A 20177-nucleotide genomic window follows, 5' to 3' on the forward strand; every position below is an offset into this window, starting at 1 on the left:
TTGCAGAAATGGGCGTCGAGTTTGCACCTCCCGGGTGCAGACTCGGCGCCCATTTCTCATGATTCGGCTCAGCTCTCCACGGCCAGCGTCAACGGCAGTACGCCGCCAGCGCCGGCCCGACGGAGCGCGCGAGCCGCGAGCGTGAGGGTCCATCCGGTGACCACCCGGTCGTCGACCAGCAGCACGCGGGCACCATCCGGCACCTCCGCACGCAGCGACGAGCGGCGTGAGACCGCTGCGACCCGCTGGGCGGAGTTGGCAGCTCCGGCACCCGGCGGCACGCTCGGGTCGACCAGCGCGAAGGTGCCGACGATCGGCCGCTGCAGGTAGCGCGAGAGGCCGGCGGCGAGATCATCGACCAAGCTCGGGCGGGTGGCCGACTCCACCGTCACGATGGCATCGATCTGCGGTCGCCAGTCGCCCAGGATCTCGACCACGGCCCGCACGAGAGCATCAGGCACCCGGTCGACGCCCACGCCACGGTCGGTCCCCTCACCCGAGCCGCCCGAGCCCTCACCCGAGCCGCCCGAGCCGCCCGTGCCGCGGAACAGCTCACGAAGCGCCTGGCCGTGACCCAGGTCGGTGAGCCGAGCGATGGCACGACCGGGCTCGGCCGCGTCGGCGATCTTGCCGCGCAGGTCGATGCCGAGGTTGGGCAGCGCCTGGGGCCACATCTTGCGTGGCTCGATGACCACCCCGGGCCGGGCAAGTCGGGCGCCGGCCTCCTCGATCGCGGCCTGCGAAATGTTCGCGGAGAGCTGGATTCCGCCACAGTTGTCGCAGCGGCCGCAGTCGACCGCGTCCGGGTCATCCAGCTGCTCGCGCAGGTAGCGCATCCGGCACTCGCCCGTCGCGATGTAGTCGAGCATGGCCCGCTGCTCGCGGGCGCGCGCCTCCGCCACGCGGGCATAGCGGTCGGCGTCGTAGGACCATGCCTGCCCGGTCGATTCCCAGCCGCCCTGCACCCGGTGGACGGCACCGTCCACGTCGAGCACCTTCAACATGGTCTCGAGCCGGGAGCGGCCGAGCTCGACGTACGACTCGAGGGTGGGTGTGGAGAGCGGACGGTCTGACTCCGAGAGCACCTCGAGGGTGCGACGGACGAGCTCCTCGCGCGGGAAGGCCAGCGAGGCGAAGTAGGCCCAGATGTCGCGGTCCTCGGTGCCGGGCAGCAGCACCACCGACGCGTCGGCGATCGCCCCGCGGCCGGCACGGCCCACCTGCTGGTAGTAGGCGACGGGCGAGGACGGCGCCCCGAGATTGACCACGAAGCCGAGCGCGGCATCGAAGCCCATGCCCAGAGCGCTGGTCGCGATCAGCGCCTTGATCCGGCCCGAGGCCAGATCGGCCTCCAGCGCCTGCCGCTCGGTGGTCTCGGTCTGTCCCGAGTAGGCGGCGACGTGATGCCCACGGGATCGCAGGTAGTCGGCGACCTCCTGGGTGGCCGCCACGGTCAGGCAGTAGACGATGCCGGAGCCGGGCTGCTCGGCGAGGTGATCGGCGAGCCAGGCGAGTCGCTGCTCGATCGTCGGCAACCTGACCACACCCAGCCGCAGCGACTCGCGGTCGAGCGAGCCGCGCAGCACCAGGACACGCTCACCCAGCTGCTCGGCGACATCGGCCGTGACCCGGGCATTGGCGGTGGCAGTGGTGGCGAGCACCGGGATGCCGGCCGGGAGCTCGCCGAGCAAGGTGCGGATGCGGCGGTAGTCGGGACGGAAGTCGTGACCCCAGTCGGAGATGCAGTGCGCCTCGTCGATCACCAGCAAGCCGCAGGTGGCCGCCAGCCGAGGCAGCACAGCGTCCCGGAAGCCGGGGTTGTTGAGCCGCTCCGGCGAGACCAGCAGCACGTCGATCTCGCCGGCATGCACGCCCCGCTCGATGGCCGACCAGTCCTCGATGTTGGTGGAGTTGATCGTCGCGGCCCGGATGCCGGCCCGCTCCGCCGCCTCGATCTGGTTGCGCATCAGCGCCAGCAGCGGCGAGATGATCACCGTCGGGCCGGCTCCCTCGGAGCGCAGCAGCAGCGTGGCCACGAAGTAGACGGCCGACTTGCCCCACCCCGTCTTCTGCACGACCAGCGCCCGACTGCGCTGCTCCACGAGCGCGGAGATCGCCGTCCACTGATCCTCGCGCAGGACCGCGTCGTCGCGGCCGACGAGCGCGCGCAGGTGACCTTCAGCAGCGGCCCGGACGTCGGTGGTGGTGGTCATGCCTCGTGTCTATCAGGCGTCGACGACATTTCCGCTTCCGCTATCCACAGGTGGTCATCAGGCCGCTGGCGAGTCGGTCGAAATGGCCGTCGAGTCCGCACCCCAGGGGTGGGGACTCGACGGCCATTTCTGCGAACTCGGCTACCAGATGCGGACGCGAGACTCCGGCTCCAGCCACAGCCCGTCGCCGGGCTCGGTGGCGAACAGCTCGTGGAACTCATCGAGGTTGCGCACGATGTTGGCCCGGAACTCCGCGGGGGAGTGCGGGTCGACGGCCAGCAGCTGCTGCAGCTGCTCGGGCCGGCGCTTGGCACGCCAGACGTAGGACCAGTTGAGGAACAGGTCGCGCCGCTCCTCCGCGCTCGCCTCGCCGCCGCACGCGATCAGGAACGCCTTGAGGGCGATCGTCAGACCGCCCAGGTCGCCGATGTTCTCGCCGACCGTCAGCGAGCCGTTGACCTTCTCGCCGGGCAGGTCACGCAGCTCGAAGCCGTCGTACTGGCTGATCAGCGCCTTGGTCTTCACCTCGAACGCGGACCGGTCCTGGTCGGACCACCAGTTCTCCATGTTGCCGTCGCCGTCGTACTGAGAGCCCTGGTCGTCGAAGCCGTGGCCGATCTCATGGCCGATCACGGCACCGATGCCGCCGTAGTTCTCGGCGGCGCTCGCCTCGGGGCTGAAGAACGGCTTCTGCAAGATGCCGGCCGGGAAGCAGATCTCGTTGGTGCCGGGGTTGTAGTAGGCGTTCACCGTCTGGGGCAGCATGTGCCACTCGTCGCGATCGACCGGTCCGCCGAGCTTGCCCAGCTCGCGGTCGGTCTCGAAGATCGACGCCGCCTGCACGTTGCCGAGCAGGTCACCGCGCGAGACCGCCAGCGCGGAGTAGTCGCGGAACTTCTTCGGGTAGCCGATCTTCGGGGTGAACTTCTCCAGCTTGGAGAACGCCCGCTGCTTGGTCTCCGAGCTCATCCAGTCGAGGCTCTCGATGGAGGTGCGGTAGGCGGCCAGCAGGTTGGCGACCAGCTCGTCCATCATCGCCTTCGACGCAGGCGGGAAGTGCCGGGTGACGTACTCCTGGCCGACCTCCTCGCCGAGGGCGCCCTCCACCAGCGAGACGCCGCGCTTCCAGCGCTCGCGCAGCTGCGGCGTGCCGTTGAGGGTGCGGCCGTAGAAGTCGAAGTTGGTCTCGACGAAGTCATCGGTGAGGTAGGCAGCGGACCAGCGCAGCACGTGCGCCAGCAGCCACGACCGCCACTCCTCGACCGGGGTCTCCGACAGCACGCCGCTGAGGTGCTCGAAGAACGACGGCTGCCGGACGATCACCTCACCGAGCACCTGCTCGGAGGTGAGCTTGGCACCGGAGAGGTTGGTGACGTAGGCGTCCCAGTCGAAGGCCGGCGCCAGCTCGCGCAGCTGCTCAAGAGTGAGCAGGTTGTAGGTCTTCTGCCGGTCACGGGTCTCGGCGCGCTCCCAGTGGCCGGCCGCGATCTTGGTGTCGATGGCGAGCACCGTCGCCGCCGCTTCGGCCGGGGACTCGGCTCCGCCGAGGGCGAAGAGCCGGGTGAGGTAGTCGACGTACTTGGTGCGGATCTCGGCGAACTTCTCGTCGCGGTAGTAGGACTCGTCCGGCAGCCCGAGGCCGCCCTGGAGCAGGTTGAAGACGTAGCGGTCGGAGTCCTTGTCGTCGGTGTTGACGTAGCCACCGAAGAGGCCGTGACCGCCGACCCGCTCGAACTCGCCGAGGAACGCCGCCAGGTCGGCGACGTCGCGCAGCCCGTCGACCGCCGCGACCAGCGGCTGGATCGGCGCGGTGCCGGCGGCATCGATCGCGGCGGTGTCCATGAAGGAGGCGTAGAGATCGCCGATCTTGGACCCCACCGGGGCGCCCTCGATGATCTCGCGGACCTGTGCCTCGGCCTCGTCGACCAGCACCACGAAGGCGCCGGCACTGGCCTTGTCGTCGGGGATCTCGTAGGTGCGCAGCCAGGTGCCGTTGACGTGGCCGAACAGGTCGTCCTGCGGTCGGATCGCCAGGTCCATGCCCTCGCGGGCGTCATCGAGAGTGGTCACGTCCCGACCCTAGCCGGGCGCCCCGACAAAGATCAGCGCGGCGTGACGATCTTGTTCATCTCGAAGTGCATCGGGTCGGTGTAGTGCCACGTCCCGCCCCACGTGAAGCCCCACTCCTCGAAGATCTGCACGACCTGGCGGTTCATCTGGCCCGCCGTGCCCCGCTCGTTCTGTGGCGCGTCGATGTCGATCGCCAGGCCGAAGGCGTGGTTGGACAGCGACGACGTCCCGGCGATGAACCGCGGGTAGTAGCAGCCGGCGGTCGAGTGGATGGTGCCGGCGAGACCGCGCGCCTGCACCTCGGCCAGCGCCGCCTTGAGCTGGGGGAAGAGCAGCCTGTTGCACGTCACCCGACCCAGGATCGGCACGGTGTCGGTCACGATGTGTGAGGTGACCCAGGCCGGGTCCGGGGCGATCATGCCGCCGCCGAGCACGCGGTAGGTGTAGTGCCCGACCGCCTGGGCGACGGTGCCGACGACGTTGGCGAACTGCCGCACGTCCGGGTCCAGGCCGAGACGGGCCACCACGTCGAGCCGCTGCACCGAGGCCGACGAGCCGAGCAGCTTCTTCAGCGGCTTGGCCACCCGCTCGGGCGAGGTGATCGCGGTGGAGATGATGACCGCGTTGTCCGGCACCATCCCGAGCGACGTGCCCCAGGCGGTGTTGACGACTGCGTCGACGAGGCCCGGGATCTGCGCCGCCCACGCGCCGACGTGGATCTTCGGCGCCGAGGCGTTCGAGCCCATCTGCCAGTAGCCGTTCGCGTCCGGCGGGAGCTGCTTCTTCAGGTCGGGGTTGACCGCGAGCTCCCCGCCCGCGACCCGGTCCCAGACCTCGGTCGAGTCCGCCGAGGCCAGCGGCGTGTAGTTGCGGTAGGTCGCAGGATCGACGGCGACCACGTTGAGCAGCTTGTCCTCGATCGAGACCTCCCCGATGGAGAGCTGCTCGACACCCGTCACCTTGGGGATCGCCTTGATCGCCGCGATCTGTGCGGGCGTCAGCGTCGTGCTCGCCCGCACCAGGATGTCGGCCGAGTGCAGGTCGCCGCTCCGCGGCCCAGGAGCGGGTACGGCGTGGGAGGGGTCGGCCACCGGGACCGTCGAGACGCCCGCTGACGCCGACGTACTGGCCGATGCGCCGGGCGACGTGCTCGCCGACGTGCCCACTGACGGCAAGGCGGCGCCGGACGGGTCAGCGGACGGGTCAGCGGCACCGCACCCGGCCACCGCGACCACCGTCGCCGCGGCCAGGCAGACCGCCACCAGCCTCCGCATCATCGTCCCTCCCGGCGGGACAGCCTACGTGAGGGGCCAGCACCGCCAGACCTCAGACGACCGCCACCAGGTCACGCCAGTCGCCCAGCGGCGTACGAGTCTCCTCCGCGCGGTTCCACAGCCGCAGGTAGAGCTCGGTAGCGGTGCCCTCGAGCACGTGCTCGGCCGCGACCGGGCCGGTGTGGCGCGAGGAGACGACGGGATCGGCACCGACCTCCATCAGCCACCACACGTCGGCATCGCTCGGCACCACCGCGAGGGTGGTGGGCGACGGCGACCTCAGCCGATACTTCGACCGCGGGACGTTGCCCATCACCAGCTCGTCGAGCCCGTCGAGCGCCAGCGCTGCCGGGATCCAGGTCTCCTCCGCCCGCGGCGCGCGGCCCAGCGCCGCCGCCTGCGCATCCACCGCGTGGATGGTGGTCTCGTGGCACTGCCGCCTGGCCCAGAACGCCCGCGGCGGCGGAGCGTCTTGGAGGAAGACGAGTGCCTCGACATCGTCGGGCGTGCGGGCGATCGTCTGGGCCAGCTCGACCACGCCGTCACGCAGCCACTCCAGCGGATCCGGTTCCGCCGACCCTTCGGCCGCCCAGACCTCCGGGTCTGCCTCGGCGCCACCCTGCAGCTGGTCGGCGGCCCAGCGGTGCACCATCCCCTGGTGGGCGACCAGGTCGCGCACCGTCCACCCGGGACAGGTCGGTACGTCGGCGGCCAGCCCCGCGCGGTCGGCGTACCGCACGAAGGCGATCATCGCCTCGCGCAGTCCCTCCAGATGGTCGGCCACACTGAGTTCGGTCGGCATGGGGCTCAGCGTGGCAGAGCGGCGCAACCGATTACTGGGACAATGGTCCCCATGACCTCGACTCATGCATTCGGCATCGACTTCGGCGGCACCGGTATCAAGGGCGCCCCGGTGGATCTGGTGAAGGGCGACTTCTCCGCCGAGCGGGTGCGGATCAAGACCCCGTCCAAGTCGACCCCGAAGAACGTCGCAGAGGTGTTCGTCGAGCTGCTCGCCGCCTTCCCGGACAGCACCGGCCCGGTCGGTGTCACCGTCCCGGGCGTGGTGCGCCACGGCGTGGTCAGGACCGCTGCCAACATCGACGAGGAGTGGATCGGCACCGACGCCGACAAGCTCTTCTCCCAGGCCACCGGCCGGGAGGTGCACGTCGTCAACGACGCCGACGCCGCGGGCCTGGCCGAGGTCCGGTACGGCGCCGCGCGCGACCAGCGTGGCCTGGTCATCGTCACCACCCTCGGCACCGGGATCGGCACCGCGCTGGTCTACGACGGCGTCCTGATCCCCAACTCCGAGCTCGGCCACCTGGAGATCGACGGCCACGACGCCGAGCGTCGCGCCGCGAACTCGGCCCGCGAGCGCGAGGACCTGTCCTGGAGCCACTGGGCCAAGCGGCTGCAGACCTACTACCGAGCCCTGGAGAACCTCTTCGCCCCCGACCTGTTCGTGGTCGGTGGCGGCGTCTCGAAGCAGTCGGCGCAGTTCCTGCCGCTGCTGGACCTCGACACCGACATCGTGCCGGCGCAGCTGCTCAACGACGCCGGCGCTGTCGGTGCGGCGCTCTACGCCTCCGAGCAGAGCTAGTCGCGTGCCGGCTCGATAGTCCTGGACGATCTGCACCCCTGGCGGCCCCAGACCCAACCACTTCGTCCAGGACTACCCGACCAAAGGCGCCCTCACCGCCAGGGCTGACCCCACCGATCGCCGTACACGAACTGCTCGAGCGGCTTGCGGATCCGGTCGCGCCGTTCACGGGCCGCATCGTCCTCGGAGACCTCGTCGTGGTTGCCACGGGCGCCGACTGCGATCCCGGTGAGCAGCTGGAAGTGATCGGGCACGCCCAGCTCGCGGGCCACCGCCTCCTGGTCGAACCCGGCGAACTGGTGCACCCACAACCCCATCGACGCCGCCTGCACCGTCAGGTGGGCGGCGGCCTGGCCGAGGTCGTAGTAGGCGTACGTGGGCCACTTCGGCCCGTTGCCATCCTCGTCCGGAGCCACCTGGGCGAGCGCCAGGAAGACCACCGAGGCTCGCGGCACCCAGCCGGAGTTCCCTCGGGAGAGGTGCTGCACGAGCACGTCATGGGCCGCGTTGCCGCGCTCGGCCACGATGAAAGCCCAGGGCTGCCCGTTGCCTGCACTCGGCGCCCACTGCGCGGCGTGCAGCAAGGCCGCGATCTCCTCGTCACCGAGCTCACGGGCGGCGTCGAAGACGCTCACGCTCCAGCGCTCGCGCAGGTGATCGGTCAGTCCCTCGGCGCCCGGACCGGGCGTGCGCAGCAGGTCGGTCATGTCTCCATCCTGCCTTGTCATGTTGGTTGATCAACAAACATTCCAAACGCGTGGCGTCGGCAGTCAGGTTCCTGGCCCTTCGACTCCGTTACCGTCCCTCCCCGTGACCTGGGTACGACGACTGCTCGCCGCTCTGCGGACACCGCTAGGCATCAGCCGCCTCGTGCTGGTCGTGGGGGCGGTCTCGGTGGCGTCCGCGCTGCTCCCCGCCCTACACGCCCGGCTCCACCTGGTCGACGAGATGGTCCCGCTGGTCTTCCCGGCCGCGGCCACCACCGGCACGGCCGCCATCGGCGTGATCCTGATCGTGCTCAGCCGCGCGCTGCGCCGCGGCAAGTTCCGGGCGTGGGTGCTGGCCACGATCCTCGCCGCCGCCGCGTCGGTGCTGCACCTGCTCAAGGGGCTGGACGTCGAAGAAGCGCTGATGTGCGTGGCACTGACCGGGCTGCTGCTGCGCGCCCGGCGCGAGTTCACCGCCCGCCCCGACCCGCGCTCGCTCTCCCGCGTCCTCGCCGTGCTGCTCGTCGGGCCGGTGGTCGCGGGCCCGATCGGCTTCGTCTGGCTGGCGCTCGATTCACGCGGCCAGGTCCCCGGTACGTCGATGGCCGCGCGGCTGGCGCAGGCGTTCCTCGGCCTGATCGGGATCCCTGGCCCGATCTCGTTCGTCAGCGAGGGCGACTACGACCAGGCCGCGGTCGCGCTGCTGGTGCTCGGCGCAGCGGTGCTGCTCCTCGCCGTACTCGCGGCGATGCGGCCGGCCGGCGGACCGCACCGCCTCGTGGCCGATGAGCAGGGCCGACTGCGCGAGCTGCTGCAACGGTGGGGCTGGCTGGACTCGCTGGGCTACTTCGCGCTGCGCGACGACCGGTCGGTGATCTTCGAGCCCGCGGGCCGGGCCGCGATCAGCTACCGCGTGATCGGCGGTGTCAGCCTCGCCGGCGGCGACCCGATCGGCGACCCGGCCGCGTGGGGCGACGCCGTCCGCGCCTGGCTGGACGAGGCGAAGGCCTACGGCTGGACCCCGGCGGCGCTGGGCTCGAGCGAGCGCGGCGCGACAGCGTTCCACCGTGCCGGCCTGGAGTGCCTGGAGCTCGGCGACGAGGCGGTCGTCCGCACCGGCGAGTTCACCCTGAGCGGGCGCGCGATGCGCGGCGTGCGTCAGGCCGTCGCCCGCTGCGAGCGGGCCGGGGTCACGGTGACGGTGACCCGGATGCGCGACCTGAGCGCCCAGCAGATCGCCGACGTGCAGGCACTGGCCGACCACTGGCGCGATGGTGCCGTGGAGCGCGGCTTCTCGATGGCACTGGGTCGCTTCGGCGCGGTCGAGGACCGGGACGCGGTGCTGGTCACCGCCGCCTGCCCCGAGGGGGTCGTCGGACTGCTGCACCTGGTGCCCTGGGGCACCGACGGCCTCTCCCTGGACCTGATGCGACGCAGCCGCGGCACCGAGAACGGCGTCGTGGAGACGATGGTCGCCGGCCTCATGGCAGCCGCGCCCTCGCTCGGCGTCGAACGGGTCTCGCTCAACTTCGCCGTCTTCCGCAGCGTCTTCGCCCGGGGCGAGCGGCTCGGCGCCGGGCCGGTGCTGCGGATGTGGCGGGCGGTGCTGCTGTGGGCCTCGCGGTTCTGGCAGATCGAGTCGCTCTACCGTGCCAACGCGAAGTACCACCCCGAGTGGGTGCCGCGCTACCTCGTCTTCCGCTCCCCCGGAGACCTCCCACGGGTCGCGACGTCGGCACTGCGCGCCGAGGCGTTCCTGGTGATGCCGACCCTCGGTCGCGGCGGCGAGGCCGTCGCCTCACCGACAGCAGGCGTGGCCGAGAGCGGAGCGACCACCGGAAACGACGAGGAGCCGACGGTGACCACGTACGACACGGCAGCCAGCGGCGGCGGCCGATCCGGCACGACCGAGTAGCTCGGGCCGCCGGTCACCGCCCACGCAGCGCGCCCCGCCTCCGTTGGGGAATGGAGGAGACGGGACGCCCGCTCAGTCTCAGGGCACCGTGCACGCGGCAGCAGTGCCTCATCGGAGGCGAATGCTGGGTAGGAAGTCCCGTTGCGTGGCACCGCCTCGCCGTGATGCGTAAGCGCGACGAGGCGGGCACGTGCCCCAAGTGGGGGGATACGGGACACCTGTCATCAGTGTGACTCCCCCACGCAGTGACGGCCTCACCCCTCGGGGTGAGGGGATGTCTCACCCCGAGCGTTCACCACGCTGATCCGACCGAACAGGTGAAGAACCTGCTCGCGGCGCTCTACCGTATGCCCGCCCCTGACCCGTTCGACGCCTGCTCAGGAGCGGGTTCGGGGCGACCCCCGGAGAGTCGGACCCACGCCGAGGAACCTCCATCTCAAGAGACCTCGACGCCTCTCAGCTCACGACGCGCCAACACCCTCACCTGTGAAGAGCCGGTTATCTGTCTCGATGACGAGGACTGATCGGATCGGGTTGCCCATGAAAAGCGACTCCGAGACGAGCGTCGCGGAAATCACCTGCCCGTGGGCGACGCGAACGGTTTGCAGGTCGTCGAGCGGTCGCGATGAGTAGGCGTTGTTATCGCGACCCATTTTGTTGTCCGGGACCGTCGCGAGCAGTTGCCAATACTCGGCGTAGAGGATCCCCGTTTCGAGATCGACCACCGCTGGCCCCGCTTTCACTCCGATAGAACGTCCGCGCCTGTCGCGCCGCTCCGCCGCGTACTCCGTGACGACAACGCGATTGCCGGTTGGGATCGGAACTGCTTGCGTGAAGTAAAAGGTCTCCTGCACTTGTTGCTCCCCATCTCGAGTTCGCCGCTCACCTACGTCTCAGCCGAGGCGGATGATCTTGTCCGGCCCTAGGTGATCAGTGACCCGCACAGCAGCAGCAAGGATCGATGCTCGACCTGAGGTCGGTTGACGCTCGGGCCACCGATATCTGTTCCTCTTGGCGAGGCGTTGCGGCCGCTGAGCGCGTCGCAAAAGAAAAGCCCCCGAATGCATCATGGCTCATGTCCAAGAGAGGCGAGATCCGGGGTCTTCTGCTGAAGGTGTCAGCCGTTGTGCCTGAGGAAGTTCGTGTCTGCCGGCTGCCGGGGAGGACACGACACCGGGCGGGAGCACGCCCCAGCAGGTCTCGCCCCGCTCAGCGAGCGGCGGCCCGGGTCCACACCCACGCCCACGCCCACGAGGCGCGAGTCAGATCCCTCCGCACAGCGTGACGCCCGCTGGACGGCAGCTCGCGGCACCTGAGGAGCGCCTCGCACAGCGAAGCGGCCGGCCAGGTCTCCCTGGCCGGCCGCTTCGTCAATCTCATCTGGATAGTTTCGCCAACTACCTCTGCGTGCGCGAGGGGGGAGTTGAACCCCCACGCCCTTTCGGGCACACGGACCTGAACCGTGCGCGTCTGCCTATTCCGCCACTCGCGCGCTGATGCACCGGAAGGTTATCCCACTCGCACGATCAGACCCAAACCGGCGGCGCGTGAAGGGGACCCGCAACCGTCGCACCGATACGATCGAGCGGACCCGACGGCCCCGTCGGGGCAACGTGGCGTGCACGAGCACGGGCGAAGGACCAGTGGAGAGGAGTGCGCATGGGCGGCTTGCAGCGGTTCGAACAGCGCCTCGAGTCAGTGATCTCCGGTGCCTTCGCGCGCGCCTTCCGCAGCGCCGTGCAGCCGGTCGAGATCGCCGCGGCCCTGCAGCGCGAGTGCGACAACAACGCGCAGATCCTCAGCCGCGAGCGGCGACTGGTGCCCAACTCCTTCCACGTCGAGCTGGCCGCCAGCGACATGGCGCGGCTCTCCCCCTACGACTCGGCGCTGGCCAGCGAGCTCAGCGAGCAGCTGCACAAGCACGCCGAGGCGCAGGCCTACGTCTTCCCCGGGCCGATCCACATCGACTTCGAGGAGGCGGCCGACCTCACCACCGGCCGGTTCCGGATCCGCAGCAAGGCCGAGGCGAGCGTGACCAGCGACGCCACCGAGACCCAGGTACGCCGGGCGACGGCCTTCATCGAGGTCAACGGCTCCCGGCACCCGCTCCATCTCGGCAGCCTTGTCGTCGGCCGCGGCACCGAGGCCGACCTGCGGATCAACGACCCCGGCGTCAGCCGCCGGCACGCCGAGTTCCGGCAGAACGACCGCCACGTCGAGGTGCACGACCTCGGCTCGACCAACGGCATGCTGATCAACGGGCAGCGGATGACCAGCTCGCTGCTCGACGACGGCTCGGTGGTGCGCATCGGCAACACGGACCTCGTCGTACGGATCGTGGAGACCGATGTCTGAGCTGACCCTCTTCCTGATCCGCATCGCCTTCCTGGCCATCTTGTGGATCTTCGTCCTCAGCGCGGTCAGCGTGGTGCGCTCCGACATGTTCGGCGCGCGGGTCAGCGACGGCGCCGCCACGGCCTCTCCGCGGGCGGCGAAGAAGAGCAAGAAGCAGCCCAAGCCGGCCAAGCCCCGCCGCGGCGCCCCGACCCATGTGCTCGTGGTCGAGGGCCGCAGCCAGGGTGAGCGGGCCGACCTGAGCAAGGCACCCATCCTGATCGGCCGTGGCGCTGACGCCGCGATCGTGCTCGACGACGACTACGTCTCCACCCGCCACGCCCGGATCGCCTCGAGTGGCGACCAGTGGTTCGTGGAGGACCTGGGCTCGACCAACGGCACCTACATCGGCAGTGTGAGGATCAACCAGCCCACCGCGATCGCCATCGGCACCCGCGTCCGGATCGGAAAGACCATCCTGGAGCTGCGCAAGTGACGCTCCGACTGCGGTACGCCGCCGTCTCCGACGTGGGACGGGTGCGCAAGGACAACCAGGACTCCGGCTACGCCGGACCGTGGCTGCTCACCGTCTGCGACGGTGTCGGCGGCGCGGCCCGCGGCGACATCGCCAGCGCCACGGCCGTGGGTCAGCTGCGCCGGCTCGACGCCCCGCCGGAGCCCGACCACACGCCCGACGAGCTGCTCGGCCTGGTCTCGGGTGCGCTGCACCGCGCTCACGACCGGATCGGCGAGCTGGTCGAGGACGACCCGTCGCTCAGCGGCACCAGCACCACCGCCACGCTGCTGCTCTTCGACGGCGAGCTCGTCGCGGTCGGCCACGTCGGCGACTCCCGCGGCTACCTGTTCCGCGACGGCCACATCAGCCAGATCACGCACGACCACACCTTCGTGCAGACCCTGATCGACGAGGGCCGGATCACCGAGGACGAGGCTCGGGTGCACCCCCACCGCAACCTGATCCTGCAGGCGATCGACGGGACCCGCGAGCTCGAGCCCGACCTGTTCGTCCTCCAGCTCCAGGCCGGTGACCGGCTGATGCTGTGCAGCGACGGCATCACCGCCTCCCTCGACGACGGCCGCCTGGCCGACATCCTGGCCACCGGTACCCCCGACTACGCCGCCGTCGAGCTCACCCGTGCCAGCCTTGAGGCCGGCACCACCGACAACGTGACGTGCATCGTCGCCGACGCCCTGGACGTCACCGAGGCCGACGACGACGCCGAGGTCCCCACGCCGCTCCTGGTCGGTGCCGCCGCTGAGCTGCGCCGCCGCGCTCCGCTCGCCACCCGCGCGTCACGGTTCCGCGGCCACCGCAACGGCGACACCGGTGAGCTGGAGGCGATCGCGGCGGAGGACGACGACGAGGTCCCCGCCGAGGCGATCCCCAACGACCCGATCACCGCCGAGACCGAGCGCTACGCGCTGCGCCCGCACAGCGGTGGCCTACGCGCCTGGATCCGCGGGCTGCTCGGCGCCGTACTCGTGATCGGCCTGCTCTGGATCGCGGCCGCGGCCGGATGGGCATGGACGCAGAAGCAGTGGTACGTCGGCGAGCAGGACGGCAAGGTGACGATCTTCCGCGGCGTGCACACCACGCTGCTCGGTCTGGACCTGTCGAACGCCTACCAGTCCACCGACCTCGCCCTGGACAGCCTGCCCGACGCCTACGCCGACCAGGTCCGCGACGGCATCCACCGCGACACGCTCGGCCAGGCCCGCGCCAAGGTGCGCGAGCTCTTGTGCGAGTCGACCCCGGGCAGCAGTTGCTGACATGAGCGAGCGCCAGCGAGTGAATCGTCCAACGCCGCACGCGTGTGCCTCATGCGCGCACGGAGCGAAGCGAGTACGCGCATGAGTGCCCAGACCTGGGCTCGCGAGTTCGTGCACCGGCAGCGCCGGGGCGCGGAGCTCTTCCTGCTCATCCTCAGCCTGGTCGTCGGGATCGGCGGCTACGCCGCCGTCGGGATCGGCGTCGAGCAGAAGGTCCCCGCCGACATCGTCGGGTACGGCGGATGGCTGGCCGTGCTGATCATCGGCGCGCACATCGTCGTCCGCTTCGTGGCCCCCTACGCCGACCCGGTGCTGCTGCCACTGGTGGCGATGCTCAACGGCCTCGGCCTGGCGGTGATCCGGCGGCTCGACCTGGCCGCAGGCGCCACCCAGAACGACGGCTTCGCCAAGCAGCAGCTGATCTGGATGACCCTCGGCGTGGTCCTCTTCGCCGGCACCCTGATCGGGCTGCGCGACCACCGCATCATGCAGCGGTTCACCTACACCAGCGGCCTGGCCGCCGTCGTACTCCTGCTGCTGCCGATGCTGCCCGGCATCGGCAAGGACATCAACGGCGCCCGGATCTGGATCCACGTGGGACCGCTGAGCTTCCAGCCCGGCGAGCTCGCCAAGGTGCTGCTCGTCATCGCGTTCGCGGGCTATCTCGTCCTGCATCGCGACGCGCTGGCCCTCGCCGGTCGCCGCGTCGCCGGCATCGACCTCCCCCGCGGCCGCGACCTCGGTCCGATCCTGGCGATGTGGCTGATCAGCCTGATGATCCTGGTCCGCCAGAGCGACCTCGGCTCGAGCCTGCTGTTCTTCGGGCTCTTCGTGATCATGCTGTACGTCGCCACCGAGCGCCGCGGCTGGATCATCGTCGGAGGCGGCCTGTTCCTGGTCGGGGCGGTTGCCGCCGCCAAGCTGATCAGCCACGTCTCCGCCCGGGTCGACATCTGGCTGCATCCGTTCAACCACTACCAGACCACTGCCGGACCGCACTCGGACCAGCTGGTCGAGTCGATGTTCGGGATGGCCTGGGGCGGACTGCTCGGTCGCGGCTTCGGCAACGGCAGCCCCTACCGGATCTCCTACGCCAACTCCGACTTCATCATCGGCGCGATCGGCGAGGAGCTCGGCCTGGCGACGGTGCTCGCCGTCATCCTCTGCTACGGCCTGATCGTGGAGCGCGGCCTGCGCACCGCGATCATCTGCCGCGACGACTTCGGCAAGCTGTTGAGCGTGGGCCTGGCGTCCTCGTTCGCGCTGCAGGTCTTCGTCGTCGTCGGTGGCGTGACCCGGCTCATCCCGCTGACCGGCCTGACCACGCCGTTCCTGTCCTACGGTGGCTCATCGCTGGTCGCCAACTGGGTGATCGTGGCGCTGCTGCTGCGCATCTCCGACCAGGCCCGCCGTCCGCTGCCCGACCTGTCGTTCAGCGCGAGCGACGAGGCCACCCAGGTGGTGAAGCTGCCATGACCGCGGGGATGAACCGCCCGATCCGCACGCTCAGTGTCTTCTGCCTGCTGCTCTTCGTGGCGCTGATGCTCAACGCGACCTACCTTCAATACTTCAAGTCCAAGTCGCTCAACGACGACCCGCGCAACCGACGGGTGATCCAGGCGGCGTTCTCCCGCCAGCGCGGCGCGATCCTCGCCGGCAAGACCGCCGTCGCGCACAGCGTGCCGAGCAACGACCAGTTCAAGTTCCAGCGGACCTACCCGAAGGGACCGGAGTACGCCCCGCTGACCGGCTACTTCTCCTATTACTCCCAGACCGGCATCGAGCACAGCCAGAACGAGGTGCTCTCCGGGGACGACTCGCGGCTGTTCGTCACCCGCCTGGTCGACCTGGTCAACAACTCCGACCCCAAGGGCGGCAACGTCGAGCTGACGGTGGACCCCAAGGTCCAGGACGCAGCGTGGAACGGGTTCAAGCAGCTCGGCTCCGGCCTCCAGGCGGCGGCCGTCGCGATCGAGCCGAGCACCGGCCGGATCCTGGCCATGGCGTCCACCCCGAGCTTCGACCCCAACGTCCTCGCCGACCACGACCTGACCGCTTCGACCAAGGCCTACGACAAGTTGCTCAAGGATGACAGCCAGCCGCTGCTCAACCGCGCAATCCAGACCACCCTGCCGCCGGGATCGACCTTCAAGCTGGTCACCTCGGCCGCGGCGATGGAGGACCTGGGGATGACGCCGGACAGCAAGGTGAACGGCAACTCCTCGCTCAAGCTGCCGCAGACAACCCACGTCCTGCACAACGAGAACAACGAGTCCTGCGGCGGCAACAAGGTCACCATGACCCAGGCTCTGGACCGCTCCTGCAACGTCGCCTTCGCCGACATCGGGCTCAAGCTCACCGACGCGCAGCTGCGCGCGCAGGCCGAGAAGTTCGGCTTCGACCAGAGCCAGTACCTCACCGACCTGCCCGGCCAGGCCACCAGCCGCTTCCCCAAGGTGCTGACGCCGCCGCTGCGTGCGCTCTCGGCCATCGGCCAGTACGAGGTCGCCGCAACGCCGCTGCAGATGGCGATGGTCTCGGCCGGCATCGCCAACCACGGCGTGGTGATGAAGCCGTACGTCGTCGACCGGGTCACCTCGGCCGACCTCGACGTCCTCGACCAGACCAAGCCGAGCGAGCTCTCCACCGCTGTCTCGGCCAAGACGGCCGGCATGCTCACCGAGATGATGACCTCGGTCGTCGACCAGGGCACCGGCACCCCGGCGAAGATCCCCGGCGTCAAGGTGGCCGGCAAGACCGGTACGGCGCAGAGCACCGCGGAGCGCCCGCCGTACGCCTGGTTCACCGGGTTCGCCCCGGCCGACAACCCGAAGGTCGCGGTAGCAGTGCTCGTGCAGTCCAGCAACACCGACCGCAGCGAGATCGCGGGTGGCGCGCTCGCCGGCCCGATCGCCAAGGCGATGATGGAAGCGGTGATCAACCCGTGACGACCACTGGGCCGATCAACAACCAGCCGAGCCCGGGACGCTACGTCTTCGGCGACCTGATCGCGACGGGTGGGATGGGCGAGGTCTACCGCGCCACCGACACCGCGCTCGATCGTCCGGTCGCGATCAAGCTGCTCAAGCCGGAGTACGCCGACGACCCGGTCAACCGGGCCCGTTTCGACTCCGAGGCACGGCACGCGGCGGCGCTGCACCACCCGCACGTGGCAGCCGTCTACGACGTCGGCGAGATGCCGACCGCGACCGGGCTGCTGCGCCCCTACCTGGTGATGGAGCTGGTCGACGGTCAGCCGCTCTCCAGCCTGCTGCGCGACGGCCGCGCGCTCGACCCCGAAGCTGTGCGCGACCTGCTCGGCCAGGCCGGTGACGCCCTGGCCGCCGCACACCGCGCCGGCATCGTGCACCGCGACGTGAAGCCCGCGAACATCCTGGTCACGCCTGACCGCGAGGTGAAGGTGACCGACTTCGGCATCGCCCGGGCCGCCTCCTCCAGCGCCATCACCGGCACCGGCCAGGTGATGGGCACGCCGCAGTACCTCTCCCCCGAGCAGGCCCGCGGCGAGCAGGCGACCCCGGCCTCCGACGTCTACTCCCTCGGCGTGATGGCCTTCGAGTGCCTGGCCGGACATCGACCGTTCCAGAAGGACACCGCCGTCGCGACCGCGCTCGCGCACCTGCACGACCCGATCCCGCCGCTGCCCGACACGGTGCCCGCCGACCTGGCCGCCGTGGTGACCCGCGCGCTCGCCAAGGATCCCAAGGAGCGCTACCCCGACGCCGCCGCGTTCACCGCGGCGCTGCGCGGCATGGGCGGGGGTCGCACCAACACCCCTGCCTCCGGCGTACCGATCGCAGTGCCGGTCACGCAGCTGGTCTCCCCGACCGACGCGACGGCGCTCACCGGCGCGACCACCGGCATCGGCGCCGCTGAGGAGGACGAGGAGCAGCAGCGCAGCTGGCTCAACATCGCCCTGCTGGTCTTCCTGATCCTGGCGCTGGCAGCCGTCGCGGTCGTCGCGTGGCTGCTGCTGCGCGGCAACGGCTCGCCGGCGCCGAGCAACGACCTGCCCACCGTGACGCCGACCACGTCGGCGCCGGCGAGCTCGGCACCGCCCAGCCCGTCGGCTAGCCCCTCCGAGATCACCCTCGAGGAGTCGTCCTACACCGGACAGAACATCGACGTGGTGCTCAACCAGCTGCGCGCGCTCGGCCTCGAGCCCAGGCCGGTGCAGCAGACCAACGACGGCAGCCACAAAGCCGACACCGTCATCTCCGTCTCACCGACCACCGGCCTGCAGCAGGGCGACTCGGTGACGGTGAACTACTACGGCGCGGCGCGCAAGAGCGCGACGCCCACGCCGACCCCGACGCCGTCGCACGCGCCCACCCACAGCGCGACGCCGACGCCCACTCCGACCCCCACTCCGACGACCTCGCCCAGCGAGGTCACCACCACAGGCGCCGTCGACACCACGGCGCCCAGCACCATCCAGAACACCCCGGGAGCCAGCTGATGGTCCAGCCAGAGCCCACCGTCGTCGGTGGCCGTTACGAGCTCGGTGAGCTCCTCGGTCGCGGCGGCATGGCCGAGGTCCGCAAGGGCGTCGACACCCGCCTCGGACGCATCGTCGCGGTGAAGCGGCTGCGCACCGACCTGGCGAGCGACACCACGTTCCAGGCGCGCTTCCGGCGTGAGGCGCAGTCCTCGGCCTCGCTGAACCACCCCGCCATCGTGTCGGTCTACGACACCGGCGAGGAGCAGACGGCCGACGGCATCTCCCAGCCCTACATCGTGATGGAGTACGTCGCCGGCCGCACCCTGCGCGACATCCTGCGCGAGGGCCGCAAGATCCTCCCCGAGCGTGCCCTGGAGATCACCTCCGACGTACTGTCCGCGCTGGACTACAGCCACCGCGCCGGGATCATCCACCGCGACATCAAGCCGGGCAACGTCATGCTCACGCCGAGCGGCGACGTGAAGGTGATGGACTTCGGCATCGCCCGTGCCGTCTCCGACGCCCAGTCGACGATGACCCAGACCGCGGCCGTGGTCGGGACCGCGCAGTACCTCTCCCCCGAGCAGGCTCGCGGCGAAACCGTCGACTCGCGCTCGGACGTCTACTCCGCCGGCTGCCTGCTCTACGAGCTCCTCACCGGCCGACCCCCGTTCGTCGGTGACTCCCCCGTGTCCGTCGCCTACCAGCACGTGCGCGAGCAGGCCCAGGCGCCGTCGACCCACGACACCGCGCTGCCGGCCGCCGTGGACGCGATCGTGATGAAGTCGCTGGCCAAGGGGCTCGAGGAGCGCTATCAGTCGGCCGCGGCGATGCGCGACGACATCGAGCACTACCTGGCGGGCCGGCCGGTCGACGCCGTCTCACCGGTGCTGGCCCCGGAGCCCTCGAAGCAGGCCGCCGCCACGCAGGTGGTCGCCCCGACCAACGTGGTCCCGCTCGCGGCCGCCGAGGAGGAGGACGAGCGCAGCGGGCCACGCACCGGCCTGCTCGTCGTACTCGCCCTGCTGGTGCTCGCGGTGATCGCCGCAGGCGCGTTCTTCCTGCCGCGGCTGTTCAGCAGTGCCCCCGATCAGGTGCAGATCCCCAACGTGGTCGGCAAGACGCAGGACCAGGCCCGCGAGGCGATCGGCCAGGCCGGCCTCGAGGTCGGCGACGTGAGCTACAAGCCCGACGACAGTGCCGCCGCCGACACCGTGCTGCACCAGAATCCCACCGGCGGCGTGGGGGCCTACGCCGACCCCGGTGCCGAGGTCAACCTGGTGCTCTCCTCGGGGAAGCCGGACGTGACCATCCAGCAGGTCGCCGGCATGAGCTACAAGGACGCCAAGGCACTGTTGGAAGGAGCCGGACTCAAGGTCGATCGCAATGACGTCGAATCCGATCAGCCCAAGGGCCAGGTGCTCTCTGCCAACCCAGCCGTCGGCACGACCGTCGCCAGCGGCACCACGGTGATCCTCGACGTGTCCAAGGGCCCCAAGGCCGTCCCGAACGTGGTCGGCATGATGGCTGACAAGGCTCAGCAGGCCATCCGGGCACAGGGGTTCGAGCCGGTGACGGCCGACGACAACACCTCCACCGCGCCGGCCGGGACCGTCACCAAGCAGTCGCCGCCGGCGAACAGCACCCAGAAGCAGGGCTCGCAGGTCGTCATCTTCGTCTCGACCTACACCGCGCCGCCGTCGACGCCGGCCACCACCCCGACCTGCACGGCACCCGTGACCCTGCCCGACGGCACCCAGACCTGTCCGGCCGACACCTCGACCATCCCGCCGGCCGGGCAGTAGGGA

Annotated in this window: 15 protein-coding genes and 1 tRNA gene; 9 read left to right on the forward strand and 7 right to left on the reverse strand. The window is 70.3% G+C overall.

All coding sequences use genetic code 11. From position 1 onward, the window contains the following. Positions 1-68: 68 nt before the first annotated feature. The 4 genes from H036_RS0103835 to H036_RS0103850 form a co-directional block, all read right to left on the reverse strand. Positions 69-2213 carry a RecQ family ATP-dependent DNA helicase gene (locus tag H036_RS0103835; protein ID WP_017933456.1) on the reverse strand — a complete coding sequence of 715 codons (2145 nt, stop codon included), beginning with the start codon at positions 2211-2213 and terminating at the stop codon, positions 69-71. Positions 2214-2354: 141 nt separating this feature from the next. Then, complete coding sequence (locus H036_RS0103840) at positions 2355-4283, reverse strand: M13 family metallopeptidase (protein ID WP_017933457.1); 1929 nt, start codon at positions 4281-4283, stop codon at positions 2355-2357. Between the two features lie 32 nt (positions 4284-4315). Then, on the reverse strand, positions 4316-5557 hold the full coding sequence (locus H036_RS0103845; RefSeq protein WP_017933458.1) for a M15 family metallopeptidase: 1242 nt from the start codon (positions 5555-5557) through the stop codon (positions 4316-4318). A 52-nt stretch (positions 5558-5609) separates the two neighbouring features. Beyond that, positions 5610-6359 (reverse strand): maleylpyruvate isomerase family mycothiol-dependent enzyme, encoded by a 750-nt coding sequence (locus tag H036_RS0103850; protein ID WP_017933459.1) that lies wholly within the window; start codon positions 6357-6359, stop codon positions 5610-5612. A gap of 51 nt (positions 6360-6410) precedes the next feature. On the opposite strand from H036_RS0103850, the gene ppgK reads away from it, so the two are divergent. Continuing rightward, positions 6411-7160: a polyphosphate--glucose phosphotransferase gene (gene ppgK / locus H036_RS0103855; protein ID WP_017933460.1), complete on the forward strand. Its 750-nt coding sequence runs from the start codon at positions 6411-6413 to the stop codon at positions 7158-7160. 92 nt (positions 7161-7252) lie between these two features. Here ppgK and H036_RS0103860 read toward each other — a convergent pair whose 3' ends face one another. Next, positions 7253-7867, reverse strand: coding sequence for a nitroreductase family protein (locus H036_RS0103860; RefSeq protein ID WP_017933461.1), 615 nt, complete (start codon positions 7865-7867; stop codon positions 7253-7255). Between the two features lie 103 nt (positions 7868-7970). Here H036_RS0103860 and H036_RS21740 point away from each other — a divergent pair, with 103 nt between their 5' ends. Further along, the gene (locus tag H036_RS21740) at positions 7971-9782 is read left to right on the forward strand and encodes a phosphatidylglycerol lysyltransferase domain-containing protein (protein ID WP_017933462.1); all 1812 of its coding nucleotides are present in this window, start codon (positions 7971-7973) and stop codon (positions 9780-9782) included. Between the two features lie 461 nt (positions 9783-10243). On the opposite strand, the gene H036_RS0103870 is transcribed toward H036_RS21740, so the two are convergent. Then, entirely contained in the window at positions 10244-10636 is a 393-nt protein-coding gene (locus H036_RS0103870) for a hypothetical protein (RefSeq protein WP_157416976.1), read from the reverse strand. A gap of 554 nt (positions 10637-11190) precedes the next feature. After that, a tRNA-Leu gene (locus tag H036_RS0103875) sits at positions 11191-11274 on the reverse strand. A 167-nt stretch (positions 11275-11441) separates the two neighbouring features. Here H036_RS0103875 and H036_RS0103880 point away from each other — a divergent pair. The 7 genes from H036_RS0103880 to pknB all read left to right on the forward strand — a co-directional run bounded on the left by H036_RS0103880 (position 11442) and on the right by pknB (position 20174). Then, positions 11442-12137 (forward strand): FhaA domain-containing protein, encoded by a 696-nt coding sequence (locus H036_RS0103880; RefSeq protein ID WP_017933464.1) that lies wholly within the window; start codon positions 11442-11444, stop codon positions 12135-12137. Beyond that, positions 12130-12612, forward strand: a complete 483-nt coding sequence (locus H036_RS0103885) for an FHA domain-containing protein FhaB/FipA (protein WP_017933465.1) — start codon at positions 12130-12132, stop codon at positions 12610-12612. Before H036_RS0103880 ends, H036_RS0103885 begins: the two co-directional genes overlap by 8 nt. Next, positions 12609-13907, forward strand: a complete 1299-nt coding sequence (locus H036_RS0103890) for a PP2C family protein-serine/threonine phosphatase (RefSeq protein WP_017933466.1) — start codon at positions 12609-12611, stop codon at positions 13905-13907. The genes H036_RS0103885 and H036_RS0103890 overlap by 4 nt, the downstream gene beginning before the upstream one ends. A gap of 81 nt (positions 13908-13988) precedes the next feature. Further along, positions 13989-15383: an FtsW/RodA/SpoVE family cell cycle protein gene (locus H036_RS0103895; RefSeq protein ID WP_017933467.1), complete on the forward strand. Its 1395-nt coding sequence runs from the start codon at positions 13989-13991 to the stop codon at positions 15381-15383. After that, the gene (locus H036_RS0103900; protein ID WP_017933468.1) at positions 15380-16855 is read left to right on the forward strand and encodes a peptidoglycan D,D-transpeptidase FtsI family protein; all 1476 of its coding nucleotides are present in this window, start codon (positions 15380-15382) and stop codon (positions 16853-16855) included. Before H036_RS0103895 ends, H036_RS0103900 begins: the two co-directional genes overlap by 4 nt. Beyond that, positions 16852-18387 (forward strand): serine/threonine-protein kinase, encoded by a 1536-nt coding sequence (locus H036_RS21750; RefSeq protein ID WP_017933469.1) that lies wholly within the window; start codon positions 16852-16854, stop codon positions 18385-18387. The genes H036_RS0103900 and H036_RS21750 overlap by 4 nt, the downstream gene beginning before the upstream one ends. Further along, positions 18387-20174 carry a Stk1 family PASTA domain-containing Ser/Thr kinase gene (gene pknB / locus H036_RS0103910; protein ID WP_017933470.1) on the forward strand — a complete coding sequence of 596 codons (1788 nt, stop codon included), beginning with the start codon at positions 18387-18389 and terminating at the stop codon, positions 20172-20174. Before H036_RS21750 ends, pknB begins: the two co-directional genes overlap by 1 nt. The last annotated feature ends 3 nt before the right edge of the window (positions 20175-20177 follow it).

Source organism: Nocardioides sp. Iso805N, from assembly GCF_000364605.1.
Classification (GTDB): domain Bacteria; phylum Actinomycetota; class Actinomycetes; order Propionibacteriales; family Nocardioidaceae; genus Nocardioides.

What these genes read in the sequence shown, in the direction of transcription:
- H036_RS0103835 (WP_017933456.1), bottom strand. Translation starts at nt 2,213, where the DNA reads ATGACCACCACCACCGACGTCCGGGCCGCTGCTGAAGGTCACCTGCGC.
- H036_RS0103845 (WP_017933458.1), bottom strand. Translation starts at nt 5,557, where the DNA reads ATGCGGAGGCTGGTGGCGGTCTGCCTGGCCGCGGCGACGGTGGTCGCG.
- H036_RS0103850 (WP_017933459.1), bottom strand. Translation starts at nt 6,359, where the DNA reads ATGCCGACCGAACTCAGTGTGGCCGACCATCTGGAGGGACTGCGCGAG.
- ppgK (WP_017933460.1), top strand. Translation starts at nt 6,411, where the DNA reads ATGACCTCGACTCATGCATTCGGCATCGACTTCGGCGGCACCGGTATC.
- H036_RS0103860 (WP_017933461.1), bottom strand. Translation starts at nt 7,867, where the DNA reads ATGACCGACCTGCTGCGCACGCCCGGTCCGGGCGCCGAGGGACTGACC.
- H036_RS0103880 (WP_017933464.1), top strand. Translation starts at nt 11,442, where the DNA reads ATGGGCGGCTTGCAGCGGTTCGAACAGCGCCTCGAGTCAGTGATCTCC.
- H036_RS0103885 (WP_017933465.1), top strand. Translation starts at nt 12,130, where the DNA reads ATGTCTGAGCTGACCCTCTTCCTGATCCGCATCGCCTTCCTGGCCATC.
- H036_RS0103895 (WP_017933467.1), top strand. Translation starts at nt 13,989, where the DNA reads ATGAGTGCCCAGACCTGGGCTCGCGAGTTCGTGCACCGGCAGCGCCGG.
- H036_RS0103900 (WP_017933468.1), top strand. Translation starts at nt 15,380, where the DNA reads ATGACCGCGGGGATGAACCGCCCGATCCGCACGCTCAGTGTCTTCTGC.
- pknB (WP_017933470.1), top strand. Translation starts at nt 18,387, where the DNA reads ATGGTCCAGCCAGAGCCCACCGTCGTCGGTGGCCGTTACGAGCTCGGT.